A 24151-nucleotide genomic window follows, 5' to 3' on the forward strand; every position below is an offset into this window, starting at 1 on the left:
ACACTTTTCGGCATCCCGCTCGAGCCGTCAGATGTTCCTCCGCTTGCCCTCAAGCAGGTCGAGGACCTTGTTGGCGGCGTCCAGCACATTGGTGCCGGGGCCGAAGACGGCTGAAACACCGTGTTCCAGAAGGAAATCATAGTCCTGGCGGGGCACGACACCGCCGACCACGACGATCACATTGTCCGCCCCTTTCTTTTTCAGCGCCTCGACAAGCTGCGGCGCCAGCGTCCTGTGACCGGCGGCGAGCGAGGACATGCCGACCACCTGCACCTTTTCCTTCACCGCGAGATCGGCCGCCTCCTCAGGTGTCTGGAAGAGCGGGCCGGCCAGCACATCGAAGCCGATGTCGCCGAAGGCGGACGCGATCACCTTGGCGCCGCGGTCGTGTCCATCCTGGCCGAGCTTGGCGACCATGACCTTCGGCCTGCCGGACGCCTTGCTGTAGCCGCTGAGGCGGACAACGAGCGTCTTGTATTCGGGATCGCCGTCATAGGCCGGGCCGTAGATATCTCCCACCACTTCCGGCACTGCGGAATGATCGCCGAAGGCCTTTCGCATGGCGTCGGAAATTTCGCCAACGGTGGCGCGGGCGCGAGCCGCCTCGACCGCCGCTTCGAGGAGATTGCCCTCGCCGCTACGGGCGACCTCGGAAAGCACACCAAGCGTCTCTTCGACCTTCTTGGGATCGCGCCGGCGGCGGACCTCTTCCAGTCGCCTTACCTGCGCCTTGCGCACGGCGGTATTGTCGATCGCCAGAATGTCGAGCTCGTCCTCGTTCTCCAGCCGGTATTTGTTGACCCCGACGATGATCTCCTCGCCACGGTCGACGGCGGCCTGGCGAAGGGTCGCCGCCTCCTCGATCATCCGTTTCGGCAGGCCTTCGGCCACGGCCTTGGTCATACCACCCATCGCCTCGACTTCCCCGATCAGCGCCCAGGCCTTTTCCGCAAGCTCGTTGGTGAGGCTTTCGACATAATAGGAGCCGGCCAGCGGATCGACCACTTTCGTGACGCCCGTTTCATGCTGGAGGATAAGCTGCGTATTGCGGGCGATGCGGGCGGAGAAATCCGTCGGCAGCGCCATCGCCTCGTCGAGCGCATTGGTGTGCAGCGACTGTGTACCGCCAAGCGCCGCCGACAGCGCCTCGTAGGCGGTGCGGATGACGTTGTTGTAAGGGTCCTGTTCCTGCAGCGAAACGCCCGACGTCTGGCAATGAGTGCGCAGCATCAGGGATGACGCCTTCTGCGGCTTGAACTCCTCCATGATGCGCGACCAGAGCAGTCGCGCAGCGCGAAGCTTCGCCGCCTCCATGAAGAAGTTCATGCCGATCGCGAAGAAGAAGGAAAGCCGGCCGGCGAAGTCGTCGACATTGAGCCCCTTGGCGAGCGCGGCCCGCACATATTCACGGCCATCGGCCAGCGTGAAGGCAAGCTCCTGGACGAGCGTCGCGCCGGCCTCCTGCATATGATAGCCGGATATGGAAATTGAATTGAAGCGCGGCATCTCCTTCGCCGTATATTCGATGATGTCGGCGACGATCCGCATCGAGGGTTCCGGCGGATAGATATAGGTGTTGCGGACCATGAACTCCTTCAAAATGTCGTTCTGGATGGTTCCGGAAAGCTCGGCCCGCGAACAGCCCTGTTCCTCGCCGGCGACGATGAAGCTTGCAAGGATCGGGATCACAGCGCCGTTCATGGTCATGGAGACGGACATTTCCTTCAATGGAATGCCGTCGAAGAGGATCTTCATATCCTCGACACTGTCGATCGCCACGCCCGCCTTGCCGACATCGCCCTCGACGCGCGGATGGTCCGAGTCGTAGCCGCGATGGGTGGCAAGGTCGAAGGCGACTGAAAGGCCCTTCTGGCCGGCCGCGAGATTGCGCCGATAGAAGGCGTTGGATTCCTCGGCCGTCGAAAAGCCGGCATACTGCCGGATCGTCCAGGGGCGGCCGGCATACATGGTGGCGCGGGGGCCGCGCACGAAGGGCTTGAAGCCGGGAAGCGAGTCCAGATGCCCGATGCCCTCAAGGTCCTCGGCTGTATAGAGCGGCTTGACGTCAATGCCCTCGGCGGTGTGCCAGACGAGCGTTTCCGGCGGCGCCTTCAGCTCCTTTTCGGCCAGTGTTTCCCAGTCTTTTACGGTCTTCCTGGACATCGAATGCTCCTCGACATGCGCCTTTGGACACGCGATCTTTCGATCCGTGGTTTATCTAGTGTTCGAACGGGGCGCTGAAAGCTGCCTCTTAAGTTTTAGTTTTAGGTGACACCTCTCAGCGCCCCGTTCGGCGGTTTTTATCCGCGACTCCGGTCCCTCTGCCTTGGCCCTTCCGGACGGTTTTCTGCCGCCGGTTTCCCGATGTGTTCGGCGGACTTTTGAAAAATCCGGCGAAACCATCCGTCGGGCCACCATGTGTGCCGCCCCAAAGCCGCCCGCGATCAAAGATCGCGGAAAGCTGGCTTTGGCTCGTTGAGTGGAGCATGTACCTTTCGCCCGGCAAGGCGGGACATGCTTGCCACGCCCGGCGCGCTGTTCGGGCATCGGAAGCAGGCGGCCGGTCCGTAACCTTTTCGCTTCCCCCGTGTCGCCGGAGGGAGACCATTTTCCGCGGACCCGGACAATGAGGTTTCGCGTCCTACCCTCACCGCCCGCGCCGGCCCCGCCTCGCCGGAACGCCTTCCGGTGTATCCGATGCGGGACGGGATGATTGCAGGCACGGGTAAAGAGGGCGGGGAAACTGGAGGATGCGATTTTTTCAAGAAAATTGACGCGCATGCTACCCAGTAGTATTTTGCTTCCGTAAAGGGAGCGCATCCATGTCCGTGAAAGCCTCTGTCTCCATTTCAGATCAGCAAGACCTGTTTGCCCGCAAACTCGTCGAGGAAGGTCGCTTTTCAAGCCTGAGCGCTGTCGTCCAGCGCGGCCTCGAACTGGTGCGTGAAGAAACGGAACTGAAAGACGCCGAGCTTGCCGCATTGAAAAAGCTGATCGACGACCGTATGGACGACGAATTCGTGACGATTGAAGAGAGCGACAAACAGATCGCAGCAATGATCGCGGAAAAGAAGGCTGCGCTTGGCCTATAAGATACTCCGCTCGCCCGAGATCAGACGGGATCTCGCTCTCGTCTTCGACTTTCTTCTTCAGTCCTATATCACACTCGGCGATCCTGTGTTCGATGCCTTCGAACGTGCCGTGCACAGGATTGATGTCATCAAGTCCGACATGAATGACCTGGCGCTCGCCCCACACCAGGGTACTCTCCATAACGATATCAGACCTGGATTGCGTCACGTCACGAAAAACCGGGCGATATTTTATTTCCACGTCGATGATACGATCAGAACCGTGCGTGTCATCGCCGTCTTCTTCGGCGGTCAGGACCACCAGCGCCATATGCTGGCGCGGCTGAACAGGACCGGATCTTCCTGAAACGCCGGACGAGCTGTGTTCGCGAAGGAACTTTCGAGCGTTCTCCTGCTGGTCGGAAAGAGCAAAGAGGCGGATCACTCGAACTCCATGATCAGTTCATCGACCGCCAGGCTCTGGCCGACCACCGCCGCGACGCGCTTGACCACGCCCTGTCTTTCCGCCTTCAGCGCGTTTTCCATCTTCATGGCTTCCACGGTCGCCAGCGTCTGCCCGGCCTCCACCGCATCGCCCACCTTGACCGCAACCGACGTGATGACGCCAGGCATGGGGCACAGCAACATTTTCGACGTATCCGGCGGCAGTTTTTTCGGCATCAGGCGGGCAAGCTCGGCGACACACGAGGAGCGGACACGGGCGATCACATCCATGCCGCGCCAGCGAAGGCGGATGGCGGAGCCGGCGAGATCGACCTTCACGCCCATCGACTCGCTGCCGACATGGAAGTTCGCATGGCTCTGGCCCGGCAGCCAGCCGCTTGCCACCGAAAGCCGTTTGCCATCGGAAAAGATCACGGAGGCGCCATCCGGGCCGGTTTCGAGCGTCACGGCCTCCGTAAGGCCTGCGAGCGCCACCACCCATTCCCGGCCGACGACGCGGCGGTGATTGCCGATCGTGCCGGAAATCTGTACCGCCCTTTCCTGAAGCACCTGATTGATCAATGCCGCGATGGCCGCAAGCTGCCGGGCCGACGGCGCATCCGGCTCGACGCCCGCAAAACCGTCCGGGAATTCCTCGGCGATATAGGCGGTCGTCAGCCGGCCGGAGCGGAACCGCTCCTGCCCCATGACCGCCGACAGGAAAGGCAGGTTGTGGCCGATGCCCTCCACCTCGAAATCGTCGAGTGCAGCGCCCATCGCGTCTATCGCCTTCCCGCGATCGGGAGCCCACGTGCAGAGCTTGGCGATCATCGGGTCGTAATACATGCAGATCTCGCCGCCCTCGAAGACACCGGTATCGTTGCGGATCACCGTGCCGTCGTCCTGCCGGCCCTCCACCGGCGGGCGATAGCGCGTCAGCCGGCCGATCGACGGCAGGAAGTTGCGATACGGGTCTTCCGCATAGAGCCGGCTTTCGATCGCCCAGCCATTCAGCTTCACGTCGTCCTGGCCGAAGGACAATTTCTCGCCGGCGGCAACGCGGATCATCTGTTCCACGAGGTCGATACCGGTGACGAGTTCGGTCACCGGATGCTCCACCTGCAGGCGGGTGTTCATTTCGAGGAAGTAGAATTGGCGAACGCCGTCGACGATGAACTCCACCGTGCCGGCGGAGAAATAGCCGACCGCCTTTGCCAGCGCCACCGCCTGCTCGCCCATGGCACGCCGGGTGGCCGCATCGAGGAAGGGCGACGGCGCCTCCTCGATGACCTTCTGGTTGCGGCGCTGGATGGAGCATTCGCGCTCGCCGAGGTAAAGCGTGCCGCCGTGCCTGTCGCCCAGCACCTGGATCTCGATATGGCGCGGCTCGGTGACGAATTTCTCTATGAAGATGCGGTCGTCGCCGAAGGAGCTTTTCGCCTCGTTCTTTGAAGCCTGAAAGCCCTCGCGCGCCTCCTGATCGTTCCAGGCAATGCGCATGCCCTTGCCGCCGCCGCCGGCCGATGCCTTGATCATCACCGGATAGCCGATCGCAGAGGCGATCCTTACCGCCTCGCCGGCATCCTCAATCAGCCCCATATGGCCGGGCACGGTGTTGACGCCGGCTTCCGCCGCGACCTTCTTGGAGGTGATCTTGTCGCCCATGGCCTCAATGGCTTTCACCGGCGGGCCGATGAAGGCGACGCCTTCCTTTTCGAGCGCTGCGGCGAAAACCGCATTTTCCGACAGGAAACCGTAACCGGGGTGGACGGCATCCGCGCCCGTCTTGCGGATCGCATCGATGATCCTGTCGATGACGATATAGGACTGGGACGACGGCGCCGGCCCGATATGCACCGCCTCATCGGCCATGCGCACATGCAGCGCATCGCGGTCGGCATCCGAATAGACGGCCACCGTGGCAATGCCCATCTTCTTTGCCGTCTTGATGACCCGGCAGGCGATTTCACCGCGATTGGCGATCAGGATTTTCTTGAACATCATTTGCTTCCGGAATCGCGATCGTCTTCGTCGTCGCGGTATTTCTTGTCATAGGGAAGGGTGAGGATGGCGGAGCCGGCGGCCGCGCCGCCGAAGATCGAGGCGAAGGGAACGACCACCAGGAGAACGGGAAGAACGGGATTGGCCGAACGGGCGACCAGCGTGCCAAGGCCGCCAATGTCGAACAGGATAAGCGCAATGCCGACGCCTGCGCCGATGAGCGCGCCGGCCAGCGCATGAAAGCCCATGAAGCGCAGCATCTGCCAATGATCCCGACGCGCCTCCTCCGGCGTCAGTTCCGGCTTGCGACGATCATCGCGAAACGCATGGCGCGCCCTTTGCCTTTCCAGTCTTTTCCGGAGCCAGCGCTCCGGATCGAAAAGCCTGCTCATGCCCGCCTTGAGGGGATGAGCGACGACGATTTTCTCCCGCATCGCCCTAGACCTCCATCACGTCTTCGAAAGATTCCGGAAAGCTCTGGCGCGCGGTCTTCTCGTTGATCATCAATAACGCCTCATAGGAGGCCGGGTCGAAATCCTTCTCTGCCGGCACAACCTCGCGGCCGAAAAGGAGGCTGAGACGCGCGGCATCGAGGTTGCCGCGCTCGAAGGGTTCAGGCCCGAAATGGTGCCAGAGCGCATGCAGGAAGGCCGCGTCGACCCGATGTTCATGGGAGCCCGGCCGGGCACGGCGGGGAAGAGCCTTGATCGGCGTCACGCCCTTCGGGTTCGCGCGGCGGATGACGAACTGGATTCCCGTGCCCGGCATGCCGGAGGGAAAGCCCCGATGCTTCGTCATGTCGGGAAGATTGGCCATGGCTATTCCTCCGTCCTCTAAAGCGGGATCGTATCGTGCTTCTTCCAGTGCGTCGTCACCTGCTTGTTGCGGAGCGAGGCGAAGGCGCGGGCGATGCGGCGGCGGGACGAATGCGGCATGATCACCTCATCGATGAAGCCGCGCTCGGCCGCCACAAAGGGGTTGGCGAACCGCTCCTCATATTCCTTCGTGCGGGCGGCGATCTTTTCCGGGTCGGAAAGCTCGGAACGGTAAAGGATTTCGGTCGCACCCTTGGCGCCCATCACCGCGATCTCCGCGGTCGGCCAAGCGTAATTGATATCGGCCCCGATATGCTTCGACGCCATCACGTCATAGGCGCCGCCATAGGCCTTGCGGGTAATCAGCGTCACCATCGGCACGGTCGCTTCCGAATAGGCAAAGAGCAGTTTGGCGCCGTGCTTGATGACCCCGCCATATTCCTGCGCGACGCCGGGCAGGAAGCCCGGCACGTCGACGAGCGTCAGGATCGGGATCGAAAAGGCATCGCAGAAGCGGACGAAACGGGCCGCCTTACGGGACGAGTCGATATCGAGGCAGCCGGCGAGCACCATCGGCTGGTTGGCGACGACGCCGACCGTCTGTCCCTCAAGCCGGATGAAGCCGGTGACGATGTTCTTCGCGAAGGCTTCCTGGATTTCGAAGAAATCGCCCTCGTCGGCGATCGCGAAAATCAGCTCCTTCATGTCGTAGGGCTTGGTCGGGCTGTCGGGGATGAGGCTGTCGAGCCGCATCTCCACCCGGGCCGGATCGTCGTGGAAGGGCCGGACCGGCGGCTTTTCGCGGTTGTTGAGCGGCAGGAAGTCGAAGAGCTGGCGCACAGCCTCCAGCGCCTCGATATCATTTTCAAAGGAGGCATCGGCGACCGAGGATTTTTTCGTATGGGTGCCCGCGCCGCCGAGTTCTTCGGCCGTGACGATCTCGTTGGTCACCGTCTTCACCACGTCCGGGCCGGTGACGAACATGTAGGACGAATCGCGCACCATGAAGATGAAGTCCGTCATCGCCGGCGAATAGACCGCGCCGCCGGCGCAGGGGCCCATGATGACCGAAATCTGCGGGATGACGCCCGATGCCTCGGCATTGCGCCGGAAGACTTCCGCATAGCCTGCCAGCGAGGCGACCCCTTCCTGGATGCGGGCGCCGCCGGAATCATTGAGGCCGATCACCGGGGCACCGACACGGACCGCCATATCCATGATCTTGCAGATCTTCTGGGCATGGGTTTCGGAGAGCGAGCCGCCGAGCACGGTGAAATCCTGGGAGAAGACATAGACTTGGCGGCCGTTGATCGTGCCCCAGCCGGTGACGACGCCATCGCCCGCCACCTTTTGTTCCGCCATGCCGAAATCCACCGCGCGGTGAGTGACGTACATGTCGAACTCCTCGAAGGAGCCTTCGTCGAGCAGGACATCGATACGCTCGCGGGCCGTCAGCTTGCCCTTGGCATGCTGCGCGGCGACGCGTTTCTCGCCACCGCCGAGCCGTGCTTCCGCCCGTCGCTTCTCCACTTCGTTCAGAACTGCGCGCATGACTACTCCCGAATGCGTTCGCTCTTCCCTTATTCCGTCGGCCAATTCCAGAAAACCGTTGAACGCGTGCATTTGTGGAATTATAAAATCGCAAACTCGAAAATGCGAATTTGCGAACATGGCGATCGGAAAACTCTTTATCGGCAGGAAAGTAAGGGAATTGCGGGCCGCGAGCAATGCGACCCAGAGCCAGTTCGCCGAACGCATCGGCATATCGACCAGCTATCTCAACCAGATCGAGAACAACCAGCGGCCGGTTTCGGCCGCCGTGCTTCTGGCGCTCGCCGACAAGTTCCAGCTCGACATTGCCGAGATCTCGACCGGAGAGACGGACCGGCTTCTCTCCGCTCTTTCCGAGGCGCTGTCCGACCCGCTGTTCGAAACCTACCAGCCGAGCCTGCAGGAACTGAAGCTGGTGACCCAGAACGCGCCGGGGCTGGCGCACGCGCTGATCACCTGCCACCAGGCCTATCGCCGCAACGGCGAGCAGCTCGCCGGCATGGACGATAGGCTGGGGCGGACGGCTGCGGCCGAAACCACACCCTATGACGAGGTGCGGGACTTCTTCCACTTCGTCGACAACTACCTGCACGAACTCGATATCGCCGCGGAAAAACTGGCGCTCGACCTCAGTCTGCCGGCCGCCGACAGCCATCCGCTGCTGACGGACTACCTGGAAAAGGCATTCGGCGTGCGCGTGGTGCATGGACCGATGGCAGCGCATGCCATCCGCCACTACGATCCGGCCTCCCGGGTGCTGACGCTGAACCCCTATGCGCCGGCGCAGACCCGCCTCTTCCAGGTGGCGGTGGAGATCGCCCAGCTCCATGCGGGAACGATCGCCGATACCATCGCCCGCAACGCAGGCTTCCGGACCGAGGAAGCGGTGGACATCTGCCGCATCGGTCTCCACAACTATTTCGCCGGCGCGCTGCTGATGCCCTACCAGACGTTCCTCAAGGCGGCACGGGAGCTCCGGCACGATATCGAGCTTCTGGCAGCCCGCTTCGGTGCCTCGCCGGAGCAGGTCTGTCACCGGCTTTCCACCCTGCAGAGGCCCGGCCTCAAGGGCGTGCCGATCTTCTTCGCCAAGATCGACCGCGCCGGCAACATTACCAAGCGGCACAGCGCCACCAAGCTGCAGTTCGCCCGTTTCGGCGCGGCCTGTCCGCTCTGGAACGCCCACCAGGCCTTCGAGATGCCCGGCCGCATCATCCGGCAGCTTGCCGAAACTCCGGACGGCGTGCGTTACCTTTGTCTCGCCACGCAGGTGAGCAAGGGCATCGGCGGCTTCCGGTCGCACCAGCCGGTCTACGCGCTGGCGCTCGGATGTGAGATTTCCTATGCGGAAGCCTTCGTCTATGCCGACGACCTGAACCTTGCGGATCGTGCCGGCTTCGATCCGATCGGCATATCCTGCCGCATCTGCGAGCGGCCGAGCTGCACCAGCCGGGCAGTGCCCCCCTTCCGCCGCAAGATCGCAGTCGACCACAACATGCGCGAAACCACGCCCTACAAGCTGCGCTGAAGCCCGCTGCCTTCAATCGGATTCCGGGCCTTGGCTGGTTGATCTGCGCATGCCGTCAGTGAAAGACCGGCCCCCGTTTTCAGGCGAGGTGTTCAATGCACGTCGAAAGTGCCGGTGAGCGAGGCTTCCGACAGCATGTGCTTGCGCGCCTCATCCCACATGGATTCAGCGTCCGCCATATCCGACATTTCCAGCTCCGGCACATCGAGAGCGGCAATGCGGAACCGGTAATGGTGCATGCCATGCCCCTTCGGAGGCTGGGGCCCGTCATAACGGGTATTGCCGAAGTCGTTGCGGGAAAAGCGCACACCGCCGTCAGACTTCATGCGGACGCCCCGCGACACTTCGCTCCAATCCTTCGGGATGTTGAACATGCCGCAATGGCGAAACGTCCCGCGCGGCGCATCGGGATCCTCGACGATCAGTGCGAAACTCCTGGCACCCTCCGGCGCTCCGCTCCATTTCAGCGGTGGCATCAGATTTTCGCCAAACCGGGTATATCTGTCCGGCACACGTTCGCCCTCGGCGAAGGCCGGACTCGTCAGCGTCATAGCCATGTCCTGTTCCTCCATGCATCACGCAGCCTGTCGATCAGGCCGGCGATCCTTCAACAAGGAAGCCCATCCATCGTTCCATGAAGCGGAGCCTATTTCCGCGTCAGCCGCTCTCGGTGTCGGACCTGTCCTGTTCTTCCACAAAGATGCCCCAAGCCGCCATGAAGAGCGCCGCGATCAGGGGGCCGATCACAAAACCATTTATTCCCATCAGCGAAATCCCGCCGATCGTGGAAATCAATACGACATAGTCCGGCAGCCGGGTTTCCTTGCCCACAAGCGGCGGCCTCAGCAGATTGTCGACAAGGCCGATGACCAGGACCCCGATCGCCACCAGTATGGCCGCCTTGATCCAGAATCCGGAGAGCGCGAGGTAGGCTGCAGTCGGCACCCAGACCAGCGCGGCGCCCACCGCCGGAAGCAACGAAAGAAGGCTCATCAACACACCCCAGAGCAAGGCCGGCTCAACCCCGAGCGCCCAGAACGTTACGCCACCGATCGATCCCTGTATAAGTGCGATGATGACATTGCCCCTTACCGTCGCCCGGATCACAGAAGTGAATTTTGAACTAAACCGGTGGGTATGCGCGTCGCTCAACGGAAGCGCACGTCCGACGACACGCGCCAGCGAACGTCCATCCCGAAACAGGAAGAACAGCAGATACAGCATCACACCGAATGCGACGAAAAACTGAAGCGTGTTCTGCCCGAGACTTAAAGCCCTGCCGGCAAAAAAGCTGCCCCCCTGCATCAGCGCGCCGGAGACGCGAGTCCACAACTCGCCGAAACCATTCAACTCCAGCCTGTGAAGCCAATCTTGGACGAACAGAGGCAACGCGCCCTGCAGCTGCTGGAGAAGCCGCCGAACGTCGATTTCTCCATTGTCGATGCGCTGATAGAGGTTGTTGCCCTGCTGAACGAGGGAGCTGAGGACGATCAATCCCGGAATGATAACGAGGCAGAGGCAGATAAGGACAGAGATGGCCGCGGCAACATTCGAATGCCCGTGCAGCCCCGCTTCAAGCCTCACGTGCACAGGAAAGAAGATGATCGCAAGAACGACGGCCCAGAAGATCGCGGAATAGAAAGGCAGGACGACGGCGATGAAGGCGATGCTCACCAGGACGAGGAGCACATAGAAACTGATACGCTGGACGGGCATGCGATCTCTTCCGCTGCGGCTGGGCCGTGCAATCCTATCACACAAGTTTTCGCCGGTCTGGTCTTCCGAGCAAGCCCAACGCGAATGCCTCCCGTCTCCATTCATGACATAGATCAAAGGACGGCGCACCACCTTCCGGTAGGGGATTTTCCGGAACCAGAGTTACCCGGCATAGGCTACAGCAGTTCCGGCTACTGTGGATAATGGCGTTCATCGGCCCTAGATTAATCCGCGGTGGCGGAAGCCGTGGGCAGTCATCAAATCGGATTCCGGAGCGAGGATGCTTATGAACAAGAAGACGCAGTTCCACGTCTGGTATTGGGTCGCCGCCTTCTTCGGGCTGATGCTGTTCCAGTACCTCTTCACGACCGCGACACAGGTTGCGCAGATACCCTACAGCCAGTTCGAGACGGACCTGAAGGATGGCAAGATCGCCGAAGTGGCGGTTTCCGACAACTATATCCAGGGGCGATACAAGGAACCGCAGAACGAGCGCCCCTATTTCATCACCACGCGCGTCCAGCCCGACCTCGCCCAGCAGTTCCAGCAATACGGCGTGGTGGTGACCGGCCAGATGGAAAACACCTTCTTGCGCGACCTCCTTTCCTGGGTCATTCCCGTCGCGCTCTTCGTCGGCGTATGGATGTTCATGCTGCGGCGCATGGGTGCGGGCGGCCTGGGCGGCGGCCTGATGCAGATCGGCAAGAGCCGGGCAAAGGTCTATGTCCAGTCCGATACGGGCGTGACCTTCAAGGACGTGGCCGGCGTCGACGAGGCCAAGGACGAGTTGAAGGAGATCGTCGACTTCCTCAAGGACCCGGTCGGCTACGGCCGGCTCGGCGGACGCATGCCGAAGGGCATTCTGCTCGTCGGCCCGCCCGGGACCGGCAAGACACTTTTGGCAAGGGCCGTCGCGGGCGAGGCCGCAGTACCGTTCTTCTCGATCTCCGGCTCCGAATTCGTGGAAATGTTCGTCGGCGTCGGGGCTGCCCGCGTGCGTGACCTCTTCGAACAGGCGCGCTCCAAGGCTCCGGCCATCATCTTCATCGATGAGCTCGACGCGCTGGGACGCGCCCGCGGCATCGGCCCGCTGGCGGGCGGACACGACGAGAAGGAGCAGACGCTCAACCAGCTCCTGGTGGAACTCGACGGTTTTGATTCCTCGACCGGGCTCGTGCTGCTTGCGGCCACCAACCGGCCGGAAATCCTCGACCCGGCCCTCCTCAGGGCCGGACGCTTCGACCGCCAGGTGCTCGTCGACCGTCCCGACAAGGTAGGACGCATCCAGATCCTCAATGTGCATCTGAAGAAGGCGAAGCTTGCGCCGGAAGTCAATGTCGAGGAGATCGCCGCGCTGACGCCCGGCTTTACCGGCGCCGACCTTGCCAACCTGGTGAACGAGGCGACGCTGCTCGCCACCCGCCGGAAGGCGGCCGCGGTCGCCATGGAGGATTTCAACAACGCCATCGAACGCATCGTCGCGGGGCTGGAAAAACGCAACCGGCTGCTCAACCCCAAGGAACGCGAGATCGTCGCCCACCACGAGATGGGGCATGCCCTCATCGCCATGGCGCTGCCGGGCGTCGATCCCGTCCACAAAGTCTCGATCATCCCGCGCGGCATCGGCGCGCTCGGCTACACGATCCAGCGCCCGACCGAGGACCGTTTCCTGATGACCCGCGAAGAGCTCGAAAACAAGATGGCCGTGCTGCTCGGCGGGCGGGCGGCGGAATGGATCATCTATCATCATCTTTCAACAGGTGCTGCGGACGATCTCGTCAAGGTGACCGACATCGCCCGCGCCATGGTCACCCGTTACGGCATGACCGAAAAGCTCGGACACGTGGCGCTCGAAAGGGACCGGCGTTCCTTCCTCGCCACCGACCAGCCCTATTACGGACCGGAGGAGCATGAATATTCCGACGAGACCGCCACGACGGTCGACGAGGAAGTGCGTCGCATCGTCGACGAGACCTTCGACCGGGCGGTTGCCATTCTGACCGAGCGCAGAAGCGCACTGGAGAAATCCGCAAGATTGCTGCTCGACAGGGAGACGCTGGACGAGAACGATCTTGCATCGTTCCTGCAGGCGGCTCCGGCCAACGCCGTGGAAAAGGTTTGATCCGGAGGGGCGATGGATATCAGGCGGCGCTGCCGTTGATGCCAACCGAAAGGCGGGCCGACCGCTCTTCCCCCGGCTGCAGAACGAAAAGGCCCGCGGACGCCCTTGCTTCCGGCGGGAAACCGAAGACGCCGGCGACGTGGCTGACCGGTTCCAGGCAGACGTAGCCCGGCGTCCGGTGCACCACGATATGCGGCAGTTGCGGGCCGGCGGTAACGGTCACTTCGGCGCCGCCATCGAGGGTCGCCGTCGCAGACCCCCACTCCGACAGGAAAGCCGTAAAGCCCTCGCCAGGAAACGGCTTGTCAGCGTCGCGCGTTTGCGGTGCTGCTCCGCTCGGGATGCCCATCGAGCTTACCGGCCAGATTTCTAGCGCATCGCAAGAGACAGCATTCCCGAGGCCGGCCGAAAAATAGGGATGCCAGCCGAAACCACCCGGCATGGAGCCATTTCCCGTATTCGTCAGCGAGAGTTTCACGTCGAGCCGGTCGTCGGCGAGTGTGAAACGCTGCACGGCGCGGAAATCGAAAGGCCAGTCGGCATCCGCTTGATAGTCCAGGGCCAATTCGATCCGGTCCGGCTCATGCAAAACCAGATGCCAGGGCCGACGGTGAGCAGGACCGTGCTGTGCATCGCTCCCAAGTGCTGGATGCGGCGGGACTTCATAGCGCCGGCCCTCATGCTCGAAGGCAGCACCGACCAGCCGGTTATGATAGGGGAACAGGGGATAGGCGCCGACCTTCGGCCAGTTCAGCGGATCGAATTCGGGGCTTTCGGTCGGTACGAGGATGTCGCCAAACCGGTCGTGGACGAGATGGGTCATGCGCCCGCCGTTTTCGGGGAGGAAGCGGGCCTCAAGCGGTCCGCTCCTTATGCCTGTCCAGCTCCCGGGCCAATCAGGCGAAGGCATAGGACCCGTCTGGGCGCTTCGGCACGCGCCGCTGCCAGTGGATATAGCCCTCTTCCTGCATCGCCTTCTCATCCATCTCTACGCCCCAGCCGGGACGCTCAGGCCTCAGTTCGAGATAGCCGTCCTTCGGCAGATAGGGATCGACGACATAACGCGTCTCGCCTTCCCGTTTCTCGATCTGCGTGCCGCCATAGATATAGGCCTGCCCCTTGGGCAGCCGGTATTCGAGGATCTTGAAGTTCTGCTGCGCTGCCGAGAAATGCACGTTGACGGCGGTCGCAAGCGGCCCCATCGGATTGTGCGGCGCGACGCCCACGAAGAAGGCTTCCGCCAGCGTCGCGATCCGCTTCATTTCCGAGATACCACCGACGACGCAGATATCCGGCTGGATGAGATCGGCGCCCCTCACCTGCAGCAGCCGCAGGAACTCGTTGCGGTTATAAAGCGATTCCCCCGTCGCCAGCGTGCAGTTCAGGCCCTGTTTCAGGTCACCCCACATGTCGATGTTTTCGGGCCTAAGCGGCTCTTCGAAGAACAGCGGGTCGTAGGGCGCCAGCGCGTTACCGAGCTGGCGGGCCGCCGCCGGCTCGTAGATCTTGGCATGTGCGTCGAAGGCGATCTCATATTCCGGTCGCACGGCCTCCCGCAAAGTCCGGAAATATTCCGCCGAGGTGCGAACCACCTCACCCCAGCGGTTGGCGTGGATATCGATCCGCCACGGGCTGAGCTTGAAGGCGGTGAAGCCCCATTCCTCGTTCAGCCGGTCCAGCTCCTCCTTCGCCGCGGGCACGTCCGGCGCAGTATAGACGCCGGCATAGACCTTGACCCGGTCGCGCACCTCGCCGCCCAAAAGCTTGTAGACCGGCACGCCCGCCGCCTTCGCCGCGAGGTCCCAAAGGCAATGGTCGAGCCCGGAAATCGCCGCCAGACCCAACGCGCCCGGTGGAAACCGGCTCTGCTGGATCATCAGGTTGACCAGGAAATCCACCCGCGTCGGGTCTTGGCCCGCGATGAAGCCGTAGAGATAGTCCAAGAGCGGCGGCAAGGCCTTGTCCGGCCCGTGGTTGTAGCATTCGCCCCAGCCGGTGAGCCCGTCGTCGCTATCGAGCGCGACGATGACACGCGGCCGATCCTTGTCGCGGGTCATGAAGACCCGCATGCGATCGATCTTCATCCTTCAGACATCCCTCACGTGTTGAAATAATGCCGGCGCGACAGTCGTGTCTGGACATAGAGGCGTTCGCCATAGGTGCCGGGATTGTAGGAGTTTCCGCTTTCCTGCACCGGCACCGAGACGTTGCCATCGCTCGGGAAGCGGGCGACGAATTCCTCGTCAATATCGCAGCCGAGGCCCGGCGCATCCGGCACGGCAATCGATCCGCCTTCCTGCACCGGATGCGGCACGATCACATGCTGGCGGCCTTCCCAGTCGTCGTCGATGCGCTCCAGGATCAGCGCGTTCGGGATCGAGGCGAGCACGTGCAGCGCGGCATATTCCGCGACCGGTCCGAGCGAGCCGGAATGCGGCGCCATCTGGATGTGATGGGCTTCCGCCATGGCAGCGATCTTCTTCATCTGGGTGATGCCGCCGGCGCGGCCCGTATCCGGCTGGATGACGTCGACCAGTTCCTCCTCGATGAACTGCCGCTCGCCGAAGATGGTCGCGGTGCGCTCGCCCGATGCCAGTGGGATGTGTGCGGCGTCGCGGATGCGGCGGTAGCCTTCGATATTGTCGGGTGCGATCGGGTCCTCGACCCAGAGCAGTTCGTAGGGTTCCAGCTTGCGCACCAAGCGGCAGGCATCGGCCGGCGTCATCCACGGCGGACCGTGCAGGTCGATCGCGATATCCATCTCGTCGCCGACCGCCTCGCGCAGCATGTCCACCTTGCGGACCGGATCGGAGACACCACCGCATTTCAGCGCCTTGATGCCGCGCTCCTTGACGGCGAGCGCCTGCTCCACCGTGTTGGCATGCGAATAGATCGGGATGCGGTCGCGAACCTTGCCGCCGAGCAGATTCCAGACCGGCACGCCGAGCGCCTTGCCCTTGATATCCCACAGCGCCATGTCGATGCCGGTCATGGCGCCGCCACCGACCGTGCCGAGCATGCCGTGGCCCATCATGGCGATCGCCATCTTCTGCCAGAGCTTTTCGATATGCGCCGGGTCCTCGCCGATAAGAAGCGGCGCGAGATCCTTGATGGCCGTCTCGATGACCCGCGGCCAGCCGGAGCACTCGCCGATGCCGGTGATGCCCTCGTCGGTCTCGATCTTCAGAAAGAGCCAGTTGCGCGTGCCTTCGAGCTTGTGCTGGGTGACGTGGCTCGCATGTCCGTCGGATGCCCATTTGGAGCGGTGCGGCTGGCCGGCATGCATGAGAAAGGTACGAATTCCCGTGATCTTCATCGTGCGGAACTTCCATTCTTGACGTTGCTGGGTTCTGTATAGGGACTGGGTTCGGTGTAGCGGAACCGCCGGGAGTGGTCGCGATCGCGCGGGTCCGGCCGGGGAATGGCCGAGATCAGCGCCTGCGTATAGGGATGGTCGGGCGTATTGCAGACCTTCTCCGCCTCGCCCATCTCGACGAGCCTGCCGCGATACATGACGCCGACCCGGTCGCACATGTAGCGGATGACGCCGATATCGTGGCTGATGAAGATATAGGCGAGGCCAAGCTCATCCTGCAGCCGCATCAGAAGATCGAGCACCTGGAAGCGAACAGAGACATCGAGGGCCGAGGTCGCCTCGTCCGCCACGATGACGCGCGGGTTGAGCGTGATTGCGCGCGCAATGCCGATGCGCTGACGCTGGCCGCCGGAAAAGGCGTGCGGATAACGCTCGCGGGTTGCCGGATCGAGGCCGACCTGCTCCATGAGATGGCAAACGCGCTCGTCGAGCTGCCTGCCCCTGGCGATGCCATTGACGAGCAGCGGTTCGCCGATGACCTGGGCGACGGTCATGCGCGGATTGAGCGAGCCGAACGGGTCCTGGAAGACCATGCGGAGTTCCCGGCGCGCCGCCTTCAGCTCCGCACCTTCCAGCCTGGCGAGGTCAACGACCTGGCCATTGGCGCGGCGGTAATGCATCTCGCCGGCGGTCGGATCATAGAGCCGCATGATCGAGCGGCCCATCGTCGTCTTGCCCGAGCCGCTCTCGCCCACGATGCCGAGCGTTTCCCCCGGCAGAAGGGCGATCGACACATCGTTCAGCGCCTTCAATTCGCCGAACTCCATGGTCAGATTGCGGATGTCGAGGATGGGATCGGCAGTGGTGTCGAGCGGCGGCCGCGCAAGCCGGATTTCCGCCTTCTGTTCCAGCTTCAGGACCGAGCCGATCAGCATGCGCGTATAGGGGTCCTTCGGCGCATGGAAAATCTCGTCGACCGGGCCGTATTCCTTCATCACCCCGTGATGCATGACGAGAACGTCGTCGGCGATCTGGGCGACCACTCCCATGTCGTGGGTGATGAACAGCACAGCCATGCCGTGGGCCTTCTGGAGCCGCGAGATCAGATCGAGGATTTCGGCCTGGGTCGTCACGTCGAGGGCGGTCGTCGGTTCGTCGGCGATCAGGAGCTGCGGCTTGCAGGCGAGCGCCATGGCGATCATGGCGCGCTGGCGCATGCCGCCGGAATACTGGAAGGCGTAGCGGTCGAGCGCCTTTTCGGGATCCGGGATTTCCACCTGGCGCAACAGCGAAATCGCCTCCGCCCTGGCCTCCGCCTTGCTCATCTTCAGGTGCAGGCGGAGCACTTCGGTGATCTGGTCGCCGACGGTATGCACCGGTGAGAGCGACGACATCGGCTCCTGGAAGATCATGGCGATGTCGGCGCCGCGCACCGAGCGGATAAGCTTGCCGCGCGGATCGAGTTTCGCGAGATCGAGCGAGCTTCCGTCCTGACGGTTGAGCGTGATCGAGCCGGAGGCAATGCGGCCGGGCGCATCGATGATCTGCAGGATCGAACGGGCTGTCACCGACTTACCCGATCCGCTCTCGCCGACGACGCAGAGCGTCTTGCCCGGTTCGATCGAGAAGGAGAGATTGTCGACCGCCCGGAAGATGCCGGTACGCAACGGAAATTCCGTCACCAGGTTCCTGACTTCGAGTAGCGGCTTGCCGGCTGTGATCGAGGGGCGGGGTGCGATGGTGAGAATATCGGTCATCGGCGCCTCATTTGTTGTAGGGATCGGCCGCATCACGCAGGCCGTCGCCGAAGAGATTGAGCGCCATGACGGCGACGACGACGGCAGCCCCCGGCATGAAGAGCCATGGCGCCGTCGCGATGGAGCGGATGTTCTGCGCCTCGCGCAGGAGCACGCCCCAGGAGATCGTCGGCGGCTGCAGGCCGAGGCCGAGGAAAGAGAGAGACGTCTCGGCGAGGATCATCGCCGGCACGGCGAGCGTCATCGACGCGATGATGTGGCTCGCGAAACTCGGCAGCATGTGCCGGAAGATGATGCGGCCCTCGGGCACGCCGTCGAGGCGGGCCGCGGCCACGAACTCTTCCGTGCGAAGCGACAGAAACCGGCCGCGCACGACGCGGGCAAGCTGCGCCCAGCCTGTGAAGGACAGGATGATGGTGATCATCATGTATTGCAGCGTGGCCGGCCAGCCCTGCGGCAGTGCCGCGGCGAGCGCCAGCCAGATTGGGATCGTCGGCAGCGAGAGCACGAAATCGATCACCCGCTGCATGACGAAATCGATGCGGCCGCCGTAATAGCCCGAGATGCCGCCGAGCACGATGCCGAGCAGCAGCGACAGGAAGACGCCGACGAGACCGATCGACAGCGATATCTGCGCGCCCTGCACCGTGCGGCTGTAGACGTCACGGCCCAGGCGGTCGGCGCCGAACAGGAAGAGCGGATGCGCCTTGTCGGTCGTTGCGATCAGGTGGATGTCGGTTTCGAACAGGCCCAAGACGGAATAGGTGTAGCCGCGCCCGAAGAAGGTAATCGGAATCCGCCGAGTCGTGTCTTCCTTGAAGATGGCCGCAAGCGTCTCCGGGTCGCGGGTGAGCTTCAGTGGATAGTAGTGCGGCCCGAATTCGAAGCCCTTCGTCGTGTCGAAGAAGTGGATGGCCTGCGGCGGATGGAACGTCGCGCGAGCATTCTGCTGGATCGGATCGTTGATCGCGAAGAAGCCGGGCACGACGGCGACGATATACATCGCGACCGTGACGAAGAGCGCGACCATGGCAAGCCTGTGCCGCTTGAAAGCCCACCAGATGAGCTGCCATTGCGAAGCGACTGCGGCGCGGTCCGGACGGATATTAGTGATGGCAATGTCGGCCATATCGCCCTCCTATTCGAGCCGGATGCGCGGATCGACCAGCGCCAGCAGGATATCGCTGATCAGCGAGCCGATCAGCGTGAGCGCGCAGATCAGGAGCACGAACGCGCCGGCGAGATACATGTCCTGCGCCATCAACGACTGGAGCAGCAGTGGTGCTGCCGTCGGCAGATTGAGGACGATCGCCACCACGACCGAACCGGAAATCAGGTTCGGCAGCAGCCAGGCGATCGTCGAAATGAACGGGTTGAGCGCGATGCGCAGCGGATATTTGACGAGCAGCCGGAATTCGGAAAGGCCCTTGGCCCGCGCCGTTGTCACATAGGGCTTCGGCAACTCGTCCAGCATGTTGGCGCGCATGACGCGGATCAGGCTCGCCGTGGACGACACCGCCAGGATCGCCACCGGCAGCCACAGATGCGTCAGGAGATCGAACATCTTGGCGATGCTCCAGGGCGCGGTCTCGTATTCCGACGAGAACAAGCCGCCGACATCGGCGCCGAATTCGACGGCGGCGACATACATCAGCACCAGAGCGAGCAGGAAGGACGGGATCGAGAGCCCGAAGAAGGTGAAGGCTGTGAAGGCGTAGTCACCGATCGAATATTTTTTCACGGCGGAGTAGACACCGATCGGCAGCGCTAGTGCCCAGGTGGCGATCAGGCTTGCGAGCGCCAGCACCAGCGTCAGCGCCATGCGTTCCCATATGAGGCCCGAAACGGGTTGCTGCCATTCGAACGAGATGCCGAAATCGCCGCGGGTGACGATGCCCCATATCCATTTGAGATACTGCACCAGCATCGGCTGATCGAGCCCGAAGCGCTCGCGCAGGGACGCAGCGGTATTCTGGTCAATGACTTCGTTCGAAGAGGCAAGCGTCGCAATGTAGGTGGTGACGAAGTCACCGGGCGGAAGCTGGATCAGAACGAAGGCCAGGAAACTCACCGCAAACAGCGATGGGATCATCCAGAGAAGGCGTTTGACGACGAATTTCAGCATGGAGCGCTCGCAATTCGGATTGCACGGCCACCGACGTAAAGCAAAAGCTCTCGCCACGGCACCTGGGCAATAGGATTTGGAGAAGTGCCGCCGCCTAAAGCGGCGGCACCGGCAAGACAAATCAGCTTGTGAAGGTGAACTGCTGCGGCAGGGCCGGACCGGGATTCGGCCAGGACCAGCTGTCAGGCTGCTTCTCCGGCACGTTACGGAGGTTGTTGCGGATCACGCCGAAACCACCGACCGCCAGGCAAACTCCCATGACCTCGAAATCCTCCGCGGCGAGATCGAAAATCTGTTTCATGATCGCTCCGCGCTTGTCGAGATCGGCGGTCGAGCGGGCCTCGTCATAGAGCTTCATCCGCTTCTTCTGGCTTTCCGGCGGCTCTTCACCCTTCTCTCCGTTGGACGTGTACCAGAGCGTCCACGGGATGGCATAGCGGGAACCCTGCGGGTGGAAGGCGAAGAAGTCGCGCGGGTCGAGCATCGGGTCGAGCCCGCCGGGGCCGGGCCAAACCTGCGCGTCGTGGGCGTTGTCATCGCCGCGGGTGTAGTAGAGTGCACGTTCGATCGTGTTGACCTTCATGTCGATGCCGATCTGCGCCCAATGCGCCTTCACCAGTTCCAGCACGTCGACGAGGTCCGGATAGAGTGTCGGGATGACGTCGACAGCGAAAAAGACAGGCTGGCCGTCCGGGCGCAGGCGAATGCCGTTGCCGTTCTTCTTGTCCAGGCCGGCCGCGTCCAGCATGGAATTGGCCTTGTCCGGATCGTATTCCGTGAATTGCCGCGCCAGCTTCTCATGATACCAGGGATGGCCCGGACGCGGACCGGTCTGGTAACCTTCGCTCTGGCCGAAATAGATGATGTCGATGATCTCCTGGCGGTTGATGCCGATCGACAGCGCCTGACGGAAGGATTTGTCGGCGAACATCTTGCGCATCGCCGGATCCTTGTGGGTCATGTTCAGATAGAGCGAGCACTGCTGAGCCGCCGAAGGAACCAGCGACAACAGCCGGTAGTCACCCTTCTCCATATTCTGCGACAGGGTTGGCTTGTTCGCCAGGCTGTTGATGTGGCGCTCCTGGATATCGATCTTTCCGGAGATGACGTTCAGCATCAGCGATTCGACGTCCTGCGAGATGCCGAAGTTCAGCTCGTCGATATAGGGGAGCTGGTTGCCTTCCGTATCGACCTGCCAGAAGTACGGATTGCGGGTCATCAACACACGGGTTGCCCCGCCGGAGTAGGGCTCCTTGATCACCCAGGGATCGAGAACGGGTTTTTCGGGGTTGGCCCAGCGGGAGGGGATTTCGATATCGCCGCATTTCGCCCGGAAAAGCTCGGTCCAGCTCGTCACGCCCGCCGCTTTCACATCGGCATCCAGATTGGCGTTATATTTCGGCAGGAATTTGCTGCAGTAATGCTTCGCGAAGAGCGTCGGATGCTGCCCGAGCGGCGTCGCCAGGTTTTCGAGATAAAGCGCATTCGGCGCGGCGAAGGTGAATTTTACGGTGTAATCGTCGATCTTCTCGACGGTGACCGGCTTGCCGCCAACCACGATCTGCGCCGGCGTCGCGCTGTAAAGTTCCTTGTTCTTGACGACGTCCTCAATGGCGAAGACGACGTCATCGGCCGTGAATGGATGCCCGTCGGACCACTTCGCGCCCTTCAGAAGATGGAACGTGAATTGCGAGGCATCGTCATTGACCTCCCACTTCTCCGCAAGGTTCGGAAGAACCTCCGTGAACTCCAGGTTCCAGCGCACGAGGCTCTGATTGCCGACCATGCGGAGGATGCCGTTATGGTCGGACGAGCCGCGCAGGCCGCGCCTCAACGTGCCGCCATAGCCGCCGACCTTCTCATAGGGCGTCACGACCATCGGGTTTTGCGGCAGCCGGTCCGCCAGGGGCGGAAGCTTTCCCTCCTTCACGAGGGCAGCCAGCTGCGGCGCCTCCTTTCCACCGGCGGCCCTAGCACTGCCACCGGCGACGGAAAGGGCGACAGCTCCGCCCACCCCTGCCAGAAACGTCCGGCGGGTTACGCCGGCAGAAATGAACTCATCGTCGCGCATTGAAGTCCTCCCATGTCCTCCAGAACCACCGGATGGCTCCAGCGGCCTCCCAGCCGCCATCGCCTCGGACCCTCCATCCGATCGGCTCGAGGACCATAAGCCGCTTTTCAGATGATTACAAGTATTGACAGATTTTTACAGATTAAATAGTTCTAGGCGGAAGCGGCCTCATGACTGCGTGGGAGGAAGACGGATGACATTCGCTGAGGAAACACGGGAAAAGCTCAAGACGGTTTCGACCGCCACACTGACCACGATCCTTCTGAAGCGCGGGCTTCGGAACGTGTTCATTCACGGGATCCACAAGATCAACTCGGATGCTCCCCGGCTCGTCGGGCCGGCATTCACACTCCGCTACATCCCGGCGCGGGAGGACATCGATCACGTGGGCGTCTTCACCGACCGCACACACCCGCAGCGCCGCGCCATCGAGGAATGCCCGCCCGGCCATGTGCTGGTGATGGACAGCCGCAAGGACTCGACCGCGGCTTCGGCCGGCGCCATCCTGATGACAAGGCTCTACATGCGCGGGGCGGCGGGTGTCGTCACCGACGGCGGCTTCCGCGACACGCCGGACATCGCCAAGTTGCCGTTCGCGGCCTATCACGCGGCCCCCTCGGCGCCGACCAATCTCATCCGCCATCACGCGCTCGACATCAATCAGCCGATCGGCTGCGGCGATGTGCCCGTCTATCCCGGCGATATCATCGTCGGCGACGACGAAGGCGTGGTTGTCATTCCCGCCGCCATGGCTAAAGAAGTGGCCGACGAGGCAGTCGAGCAGACGGCCTTCGAGGATTTCGTCGAGGAACGCGTGAAGGCGGGACGGGGGATTTTCGGGCTTTATCCGCCCGGACCGGAAGCCGAGGCCGAGTTCCGCGAATGGAGACGTGAAAAGGGACGCTGATGGACCAGCCTAGCGTGATAGCGGCGGCGAAGACCGAACCTCGCTTCAGCGACATCATCTACGAGAAGATCGTGAGCATGATTGCCGACGGCCGCTTTCCCGTCAACGAACGGCTTCCATCAGAACCCAACCTCGCTGTCATGCTGGGGGCTTCGCGGCCGGTCGTGCGCGAGGCGCTGGAGCGGTTGAGGGCCGACCAGCTGATCGTTTCGCGCAAGGGCTCGGGCTCCTATGTGCGGCAACGGCCGGATTCCTCGGTCCTGAAGCAAGTGCCGGTGGGCTCGCTTGCCGACGTGCAGCGGTTCTTCGAATTCCGCGCCGGGCTCGAAGCGGAGGCTGCCGAGCTTGCGGCCCGCAACTGGCAGGTCAACGACAAGATCAGGATCACCGCAGCACTCGAGGCGCTCGAACGATGTCTTGAGGTCGGCGAACTGGGGGCGGAGGAAGACCAGGCACTGCATGACGCGATCGCGATGGCAACCGACAACCAGTTCCATGTAATCGTCAGGGAATGGTTCAGGCCGCATTTCGCAATCGGCATGTCGGTGACGCGCAGCCTCAGCCTGAAGAGGACCCCGCTGCATGTCCGCGCCGTCCAGGATGAGCATACGGCGATCGTCGAGGCCATTCTGGCACGCCGGGAACAGGAAGCGCATGACGCGATGAAGACTCATATCCTGAATGCACGCGCCCGCATGTTCCAGGGCGTGGGAAGTTAAGTTCCGGA

20 protein-coding genes are annotated in these 24151 nt (G+C 62.5%); 6 read left to right on the top strand and 14 right to left on the bottom strand.

Going from position 1 to position 24151, the window contains the following annotated elements:
* Positions 1–27 precede the first annotated feature (27 nt).
* Positions 28–2163, bottom strand: a complete 2136-nt coding sequence (gene scpA, locus J2046_RS07180) for a methylmalonyl-CoA mutase (RefSeq protein ID WP_210050542.1) — start codon at positions 2161–2163, stop codon at positions 28–30.
* 659 nt (positions 2164–2822) lie between these two features.
* On the opposite strand from scpA, the gene J2046_RS07185 reads away from it, so the two are divergent.
* Both J2046_RS07185 and J2046_RS07190 read left to right on the top strand, forming a co-directional pair.
* Positions 2823–3092 carry a ribbon-helix-helix domain-containing protein gene (locus tag J2046_RS07185; protein ID WP_210050544.1) on the top strand — a complete coding sequence of 90 codons (270 nt, stop codon included), beginning with the start codon at positions 2823–2825 and terminating at the stop codon, positions 3090–3092.
* Positions 3082–3438 (top strand): type II toxin-antitoxin system RelE/ParE family toxin, encoded by a 357-nt coding sequence (locus tag J2046_RS07190; protein ID WP_210050546.1) that lies wholly within the window; start codon positions 3082–3084, stop codon positions 3436–3438. Before J2046_RS07185 ends, J2046_RS07190 begins: the two co-directional genes overlap by 11 nt.
* 74 nt (positions 3439–3512) lie before the next feature.
* Here the strand turns inward: J2046_RS07190 and J2046_RS07195 are convergent, their stop codons facing one another.
* The 4 genes from J2046_RS07195 to J2046_RS07210 are packed head-to-tail and all read right to left on the bottom strand — an operon-like array spanning position 3513 to position 7882.
* Positions 3513–5516: an acetyl-CoA carboxylase biotin carboxylase subunit gene (locus J2046_RS07195; protein WP_210050548.1), complete on the bottom strand. Its 2004-nt coding sequence runs from the start codon at positions 5514–5516 to the stop codon at positions 3513–3515.
* Positions 5516–5950 (bottom strand): hypothetical protein, encoded by a 435-nt coding sequence (locus J2046_RS07200; RefSeq protein WP_233469602.1) that lies wholly within the window; start codon positions 5948–5950, stop codon positions 5516–5518. The genes J2046_RS07195 and J2046_RS07200 overlap by 1 nt, the downstream gene beginning before the upstream one ends.
* Positions 5951–5954: 4 nt before the next feature.
* Positions 5955–6332 carry a hypothetical protein gene (locus J2046_RS07205; RefSeq protein WP_210050550.1) on the bottom strand — a complete coding sequence of 126 codons (378 nt, stop codon included), beginning with the start codon at positions 6330–6332 and terminating at the stop codon, positions 5955–5957.
* A 17-nt stretch (positions 6333–6349) separates the two neighbouring features.
* Positions 6350–7882 (bottom strand): acyl-CoA carboxylase subunit beta, encoded by a 1533-nt coding sequence (locus tag J2046_RS07210; protein WP_210050552.1) that lies wholly within the window; start codon positions 7880–7882, stop codon positions 6350–6352.
* Between the two features lie 118 nt (positions 7883–8000).
* Here J2046_RS07210 and J2046_RS07215 point away from each other — a divergent pair, with 118 nt between their 5' ends.
* Positions 8001–9410 (top strand): helix-turn-helix domain-containing protein, encoded by a 1410-nt coding sequence (locus J2046_RS07215; protein ID WP_210050554.1) that lies wholly within the window; start codon positions 8001–8003, stop codon positions 9408–9410.
* Positions 9411–9502: 92 nt separating this feature from the next.
* Here the strand turns inward: J2046_RS07215 and J2046_RS07220 are convergent, their stop codons facing one another.
* Both J2046_RS07220 and J2046_RS07225 read right to left on the bottom strand, forming a co-directional pair.
* Positions 9503–9967 carry a YbhB/YbcL family Raf kinase inhibitor-like protein gene (locus J2046_RS07220; protein WP_210050556.1) on the bottom strand — a complete coding sequence of 155 codons (465 nt, stop codon included), beginning with the start codon at positions 9965–9967 and terminating at the stop codon, positions 9503–9505.
* Positions 9968–10067: 100 nt separating this feature from the next.
* Positions 10068–11126 carry an AI-2E family transporter gene (locus J2046_RS07225; protein WP_210050558.1) on the bottom strand — a complete coding sequence of 353 codons (1059 nt, stop codon included), beginning with the start codon at positions 11124–11126 and terminating at the stop codon, positions 10068–10070.
* Between the two features lie 280 nt (positions 11127–11406).
* Here J2046_RS07225 and ftsH point away from each other — a divergent pair, with 280 nt between their 5' ends.
* Positions 11407–13248: an ATP-dependent zinc metalloprotease FtsH gene (ftsH, locus tag J2046_RS07230; protein ID WP_210050560.1), complete on the top strand. Its 1842-nt coding sequence runs from the start codon at positions 11407–11409 to the stop codon at positions 13246–13248.
* 19 nt (positions 13249–13267) lie between these two features.
* Here the strand turns inward: ftsH and J2046_RS07235 are convergent, their stop codons facing one another.
* From J2046_RS07235 to J2046_RS07265, 7 genes are all read right to left on the bottom strand, one after another.
* Complete coding sequence (locus tag J2046_RS07235) at positions 13268–14230, bottom strand: aldose epimerase family protein (protein ID WP_325169730.1); 963 nt, start codon at positions 14228–14230, stop codon at positions 13268–13270.
* Positions 14145–15332 carry a galactarate dehydratase gene (locus J2046_RS07240; protein WP_210050564.1) on the bottom strand — a complete coding sequence of 396 codons (1188 nt, stop codon included), beginning with the start codon at positions 15330–15332 and terminating at the stop codon, positions 14145–14147. The genes J2046_RS07235 and J2046_RS07240 overlap by 86 nt, the downstream gene beginning before the upstream one ends.
* A gap of 14 nt (positions 15333–15346) precedes the next feature.
* Positions 15347–16564, bottom strand: a complete 1218-nt coding sequence (locus tag J2046_RS07245) for a mandelate racemase/muconate lactonizing enzyme family protein (RefSeq protein ID WP_210050566.1) — start codon at positions 16562–16564, stop codon at positions 15347–15349.
* The gene (locus J2046_RS07250) at positions 16561–18321 is read right to left on the bottom strand and encodes an ABC transporter ATP-binding protein (RefSeq protein ID WP_210050568.1); all 1761 of its coding nucleotides are present in this window, start codon (positions 18319–18321) and stop codon (positions 16561–16563) included. The genes J2046_RS07245 and J2046_RS07250 overlap by 4 nt, the downstream gene beginning before the upstream one ends.
* A gap of 7 nt (positions 18322–18328) precedes the next feature.
* Entirely contained in the window at positions 18329–19450 is a 1122-nt protein-coding gene (locus J2046_RS07255; RefSeq protein WP_210050570.1) for an ABC transporter permease, read from the bottom strand.
* Between the two features lie 9 nt (positions 19451–19459).
* Positions 19460–20446 (bottom strand): ABC transporter permease, encoded by a 987-nt coding sequence (locus J2046_RS07260; RefSeq protein WP_210050572.1) that lies wholly within the window; start codon positions 20444–20446, stop codon positions 19460–19462.
* 121 nt (positions 20447–20567) lie between these two features.
* Positions 20568–22517, bottom strand: coding sequence for an ABC transporter substrate-binding protein (locus J2046_RS07265; RefSeq protein WP_210050574.1), 1950 nt, complete (start codon positions 22515–22517; stop codon positions 20568–20570).
* A 193-nt stretch (positions 22518–22710) separates the two neighbouring features.
* On the opposite strand from J2046_RS07265, the gene J2046_RS07270 reads away from it, so the two are divergent.
* Complete coding sequence (locus J2046_RS07270; protein ID WP_210050576.1) at positions 22711–23424, top strand: ribonuclease activity regulator RraA; 714 nt, start codon at positions 22711–22713, stop codon at positions 23422–23424.
* On the top strand, positions 23424–24143 hold the full coding sequence (locus tag J2046_RS07275; protein WP_210050578.1) for a FadR/GntR family transcriptional regulator: 720 nt from the start codon (positions 23424–23426) through the stop codon (positions 24141–24143). The genes J2046_RS07270 and J2046_RS07275 overlap by 1 nt, the downstream gene beginning before the upstream one ends.
* Positions 24144–24151 lie beyond the last annotated feature (8 nt).

The organism is Neorhizobium petrolearium (genome assembly GCF_017873175.1).
GTDB classification, from domain to species: domain Bacteria; phylum Pseudomonadota; class Alphaproteobacteria; order Rhizobiales; family Rhizobiaceae; genus Neorhizobium; species Neorhizobium petrolearium.

Excerpts from the sequence above, each read along its gene's own strand:
- scpA (WP_210050542.1), bottom strand. The coding sequence starts at position 2,163 with ATGTCCAGGAAGACCGTAAAAGACTGGGAAACACTGGCCGAAAAGGAG.
- J2046_RS07185 (WP_210050544.1), top strand. The coding sequence starts at position 2,823 with ATGTCCGTGAAAGCCTCTGTCTCCATTTCAGATCAGCAAGACCTGTTT.
- J2046_RS07195 (WP_210050548.1), bottom strand. The coding sequence starts at position 5,516 with ATGTTCAAGAAAATCCTGATCGCCAATCGCGGTGAAATCGCCTGCCGG.
- J2046_RS07200 (WP_233469602.1), bottom strand. The coding sequence starts at position 5,950 with ATGCGGGAGAAAATCGTCGTCGCTCATCCCCTCAAGGCGGGCATGAGC.
- J2046_RS07205 (WP_210050550.1), bottom strand. The coding sequence starts at position 6,332 with ATGGCCAATCTTCCCGACATGACGAAGCATCGGGGCTTTCCCTCCGGC.
- J2046_RS07210 (WP_210050552.1), bottom strand. The coding sequence starts at position 7,882 with ATGCGCGCAGTTCTGAACGAAGTGGAGAAGCGACGGGCGGAAGCACGG.
- J2046_RS07215 (WP_210050554.1), top strand. The coding sequence starts at position 8,001 with ATGGCGATCGGAAAACTCTTTATCGGCAGGAAAGTAAGGGAATTGCGG.
- J2046_RS07220 (WP_210050556.1), bottom strand. The coding sequence starts at position 9,967 with ATGGCTATGACGCTGACGAGTCCGGCCTTCGCCGAGGGCGAACGTGTG.
- J2046_RS07225 (WP_210050558.1), bottom strand. The coding sequence starts at position 11,126 with ATGCCCGTCCAGCGTATCAGTTTCTATGTGCTCCTCGTCCTGGTGAGC.
- ftsH (WP_210050560.1), top strand. The coding sequence starts at position 11,407 with ATGCTTATGAACAAGAAGACGCAGTTCCACGTCTGGTATTGGGTCGCC.
- J2046_RS07235 (WP_325169730.1), bottom strand. The coding sequence starts at position 14,230 with ATGAGAAGGCGATGCAGGAAGAGGGCTATATCCACTGGCAGCGGCGCG.
- J2046_RS07240 (WP_210050564.1), bottom strand. The coding sequence starts at position 15,332 with ATGAAGATCGATCGCATGCGGGTCTTCATGACCCGCGACAAGGATCGG.
- J2046_RS07245 (WP_210050566.1), bottom strand. The coding sequence starts at position 16,564 with ATGAAGATCACGGGAATTCGTACCTTTCTCATGCATGCCGGCCAGCCG.
- J2046_RS07250 (WP_210050568.1), bottom strand. The coding sequence starts at position 18,321 with ATGACCGATATTCTCACCATCGCACCCCGCCCCTCGATCACAGCCGGC.
- J2046_RS07255 (WP_210050570.1), bottom strand. The coding sequence starts at position 19,450 with ATGGCCGACATTGCCATCACTAATATCCGTCCGGACCGCGCCGCAGTC.
- J2046_RS07260 (WP_210050572.1), bottom strand. The coding sequence starts at position 20,446 with ATGCTGAAATTCGTCGTCAAACGCCTTCTCTGGATGATCCCATCGCTG.
- J2046_RS07265 (WP_210050574.1), bottom strand. The coding sequence starts at position 22,517 with ATGCGCGACGATGAGTTCATTTCTGCCGGCGTAACCCGCCGGACGTTT.
- J2046_RS07270 (WP_210050576.1), top strand. The coding sequence starts at position 22,711 with ATGACATTCGCTGAGGAAACACGGGAAAAGCTCAAGACGGTTTCGACC.
- J2046_RS07275 (WP_210050578.1), top strand. The coding sequence starts at position 23,424 with ATGGACCAGCCTAGCGTGATAGCGGCGGCGAAGACCGAACCTCGCTTC.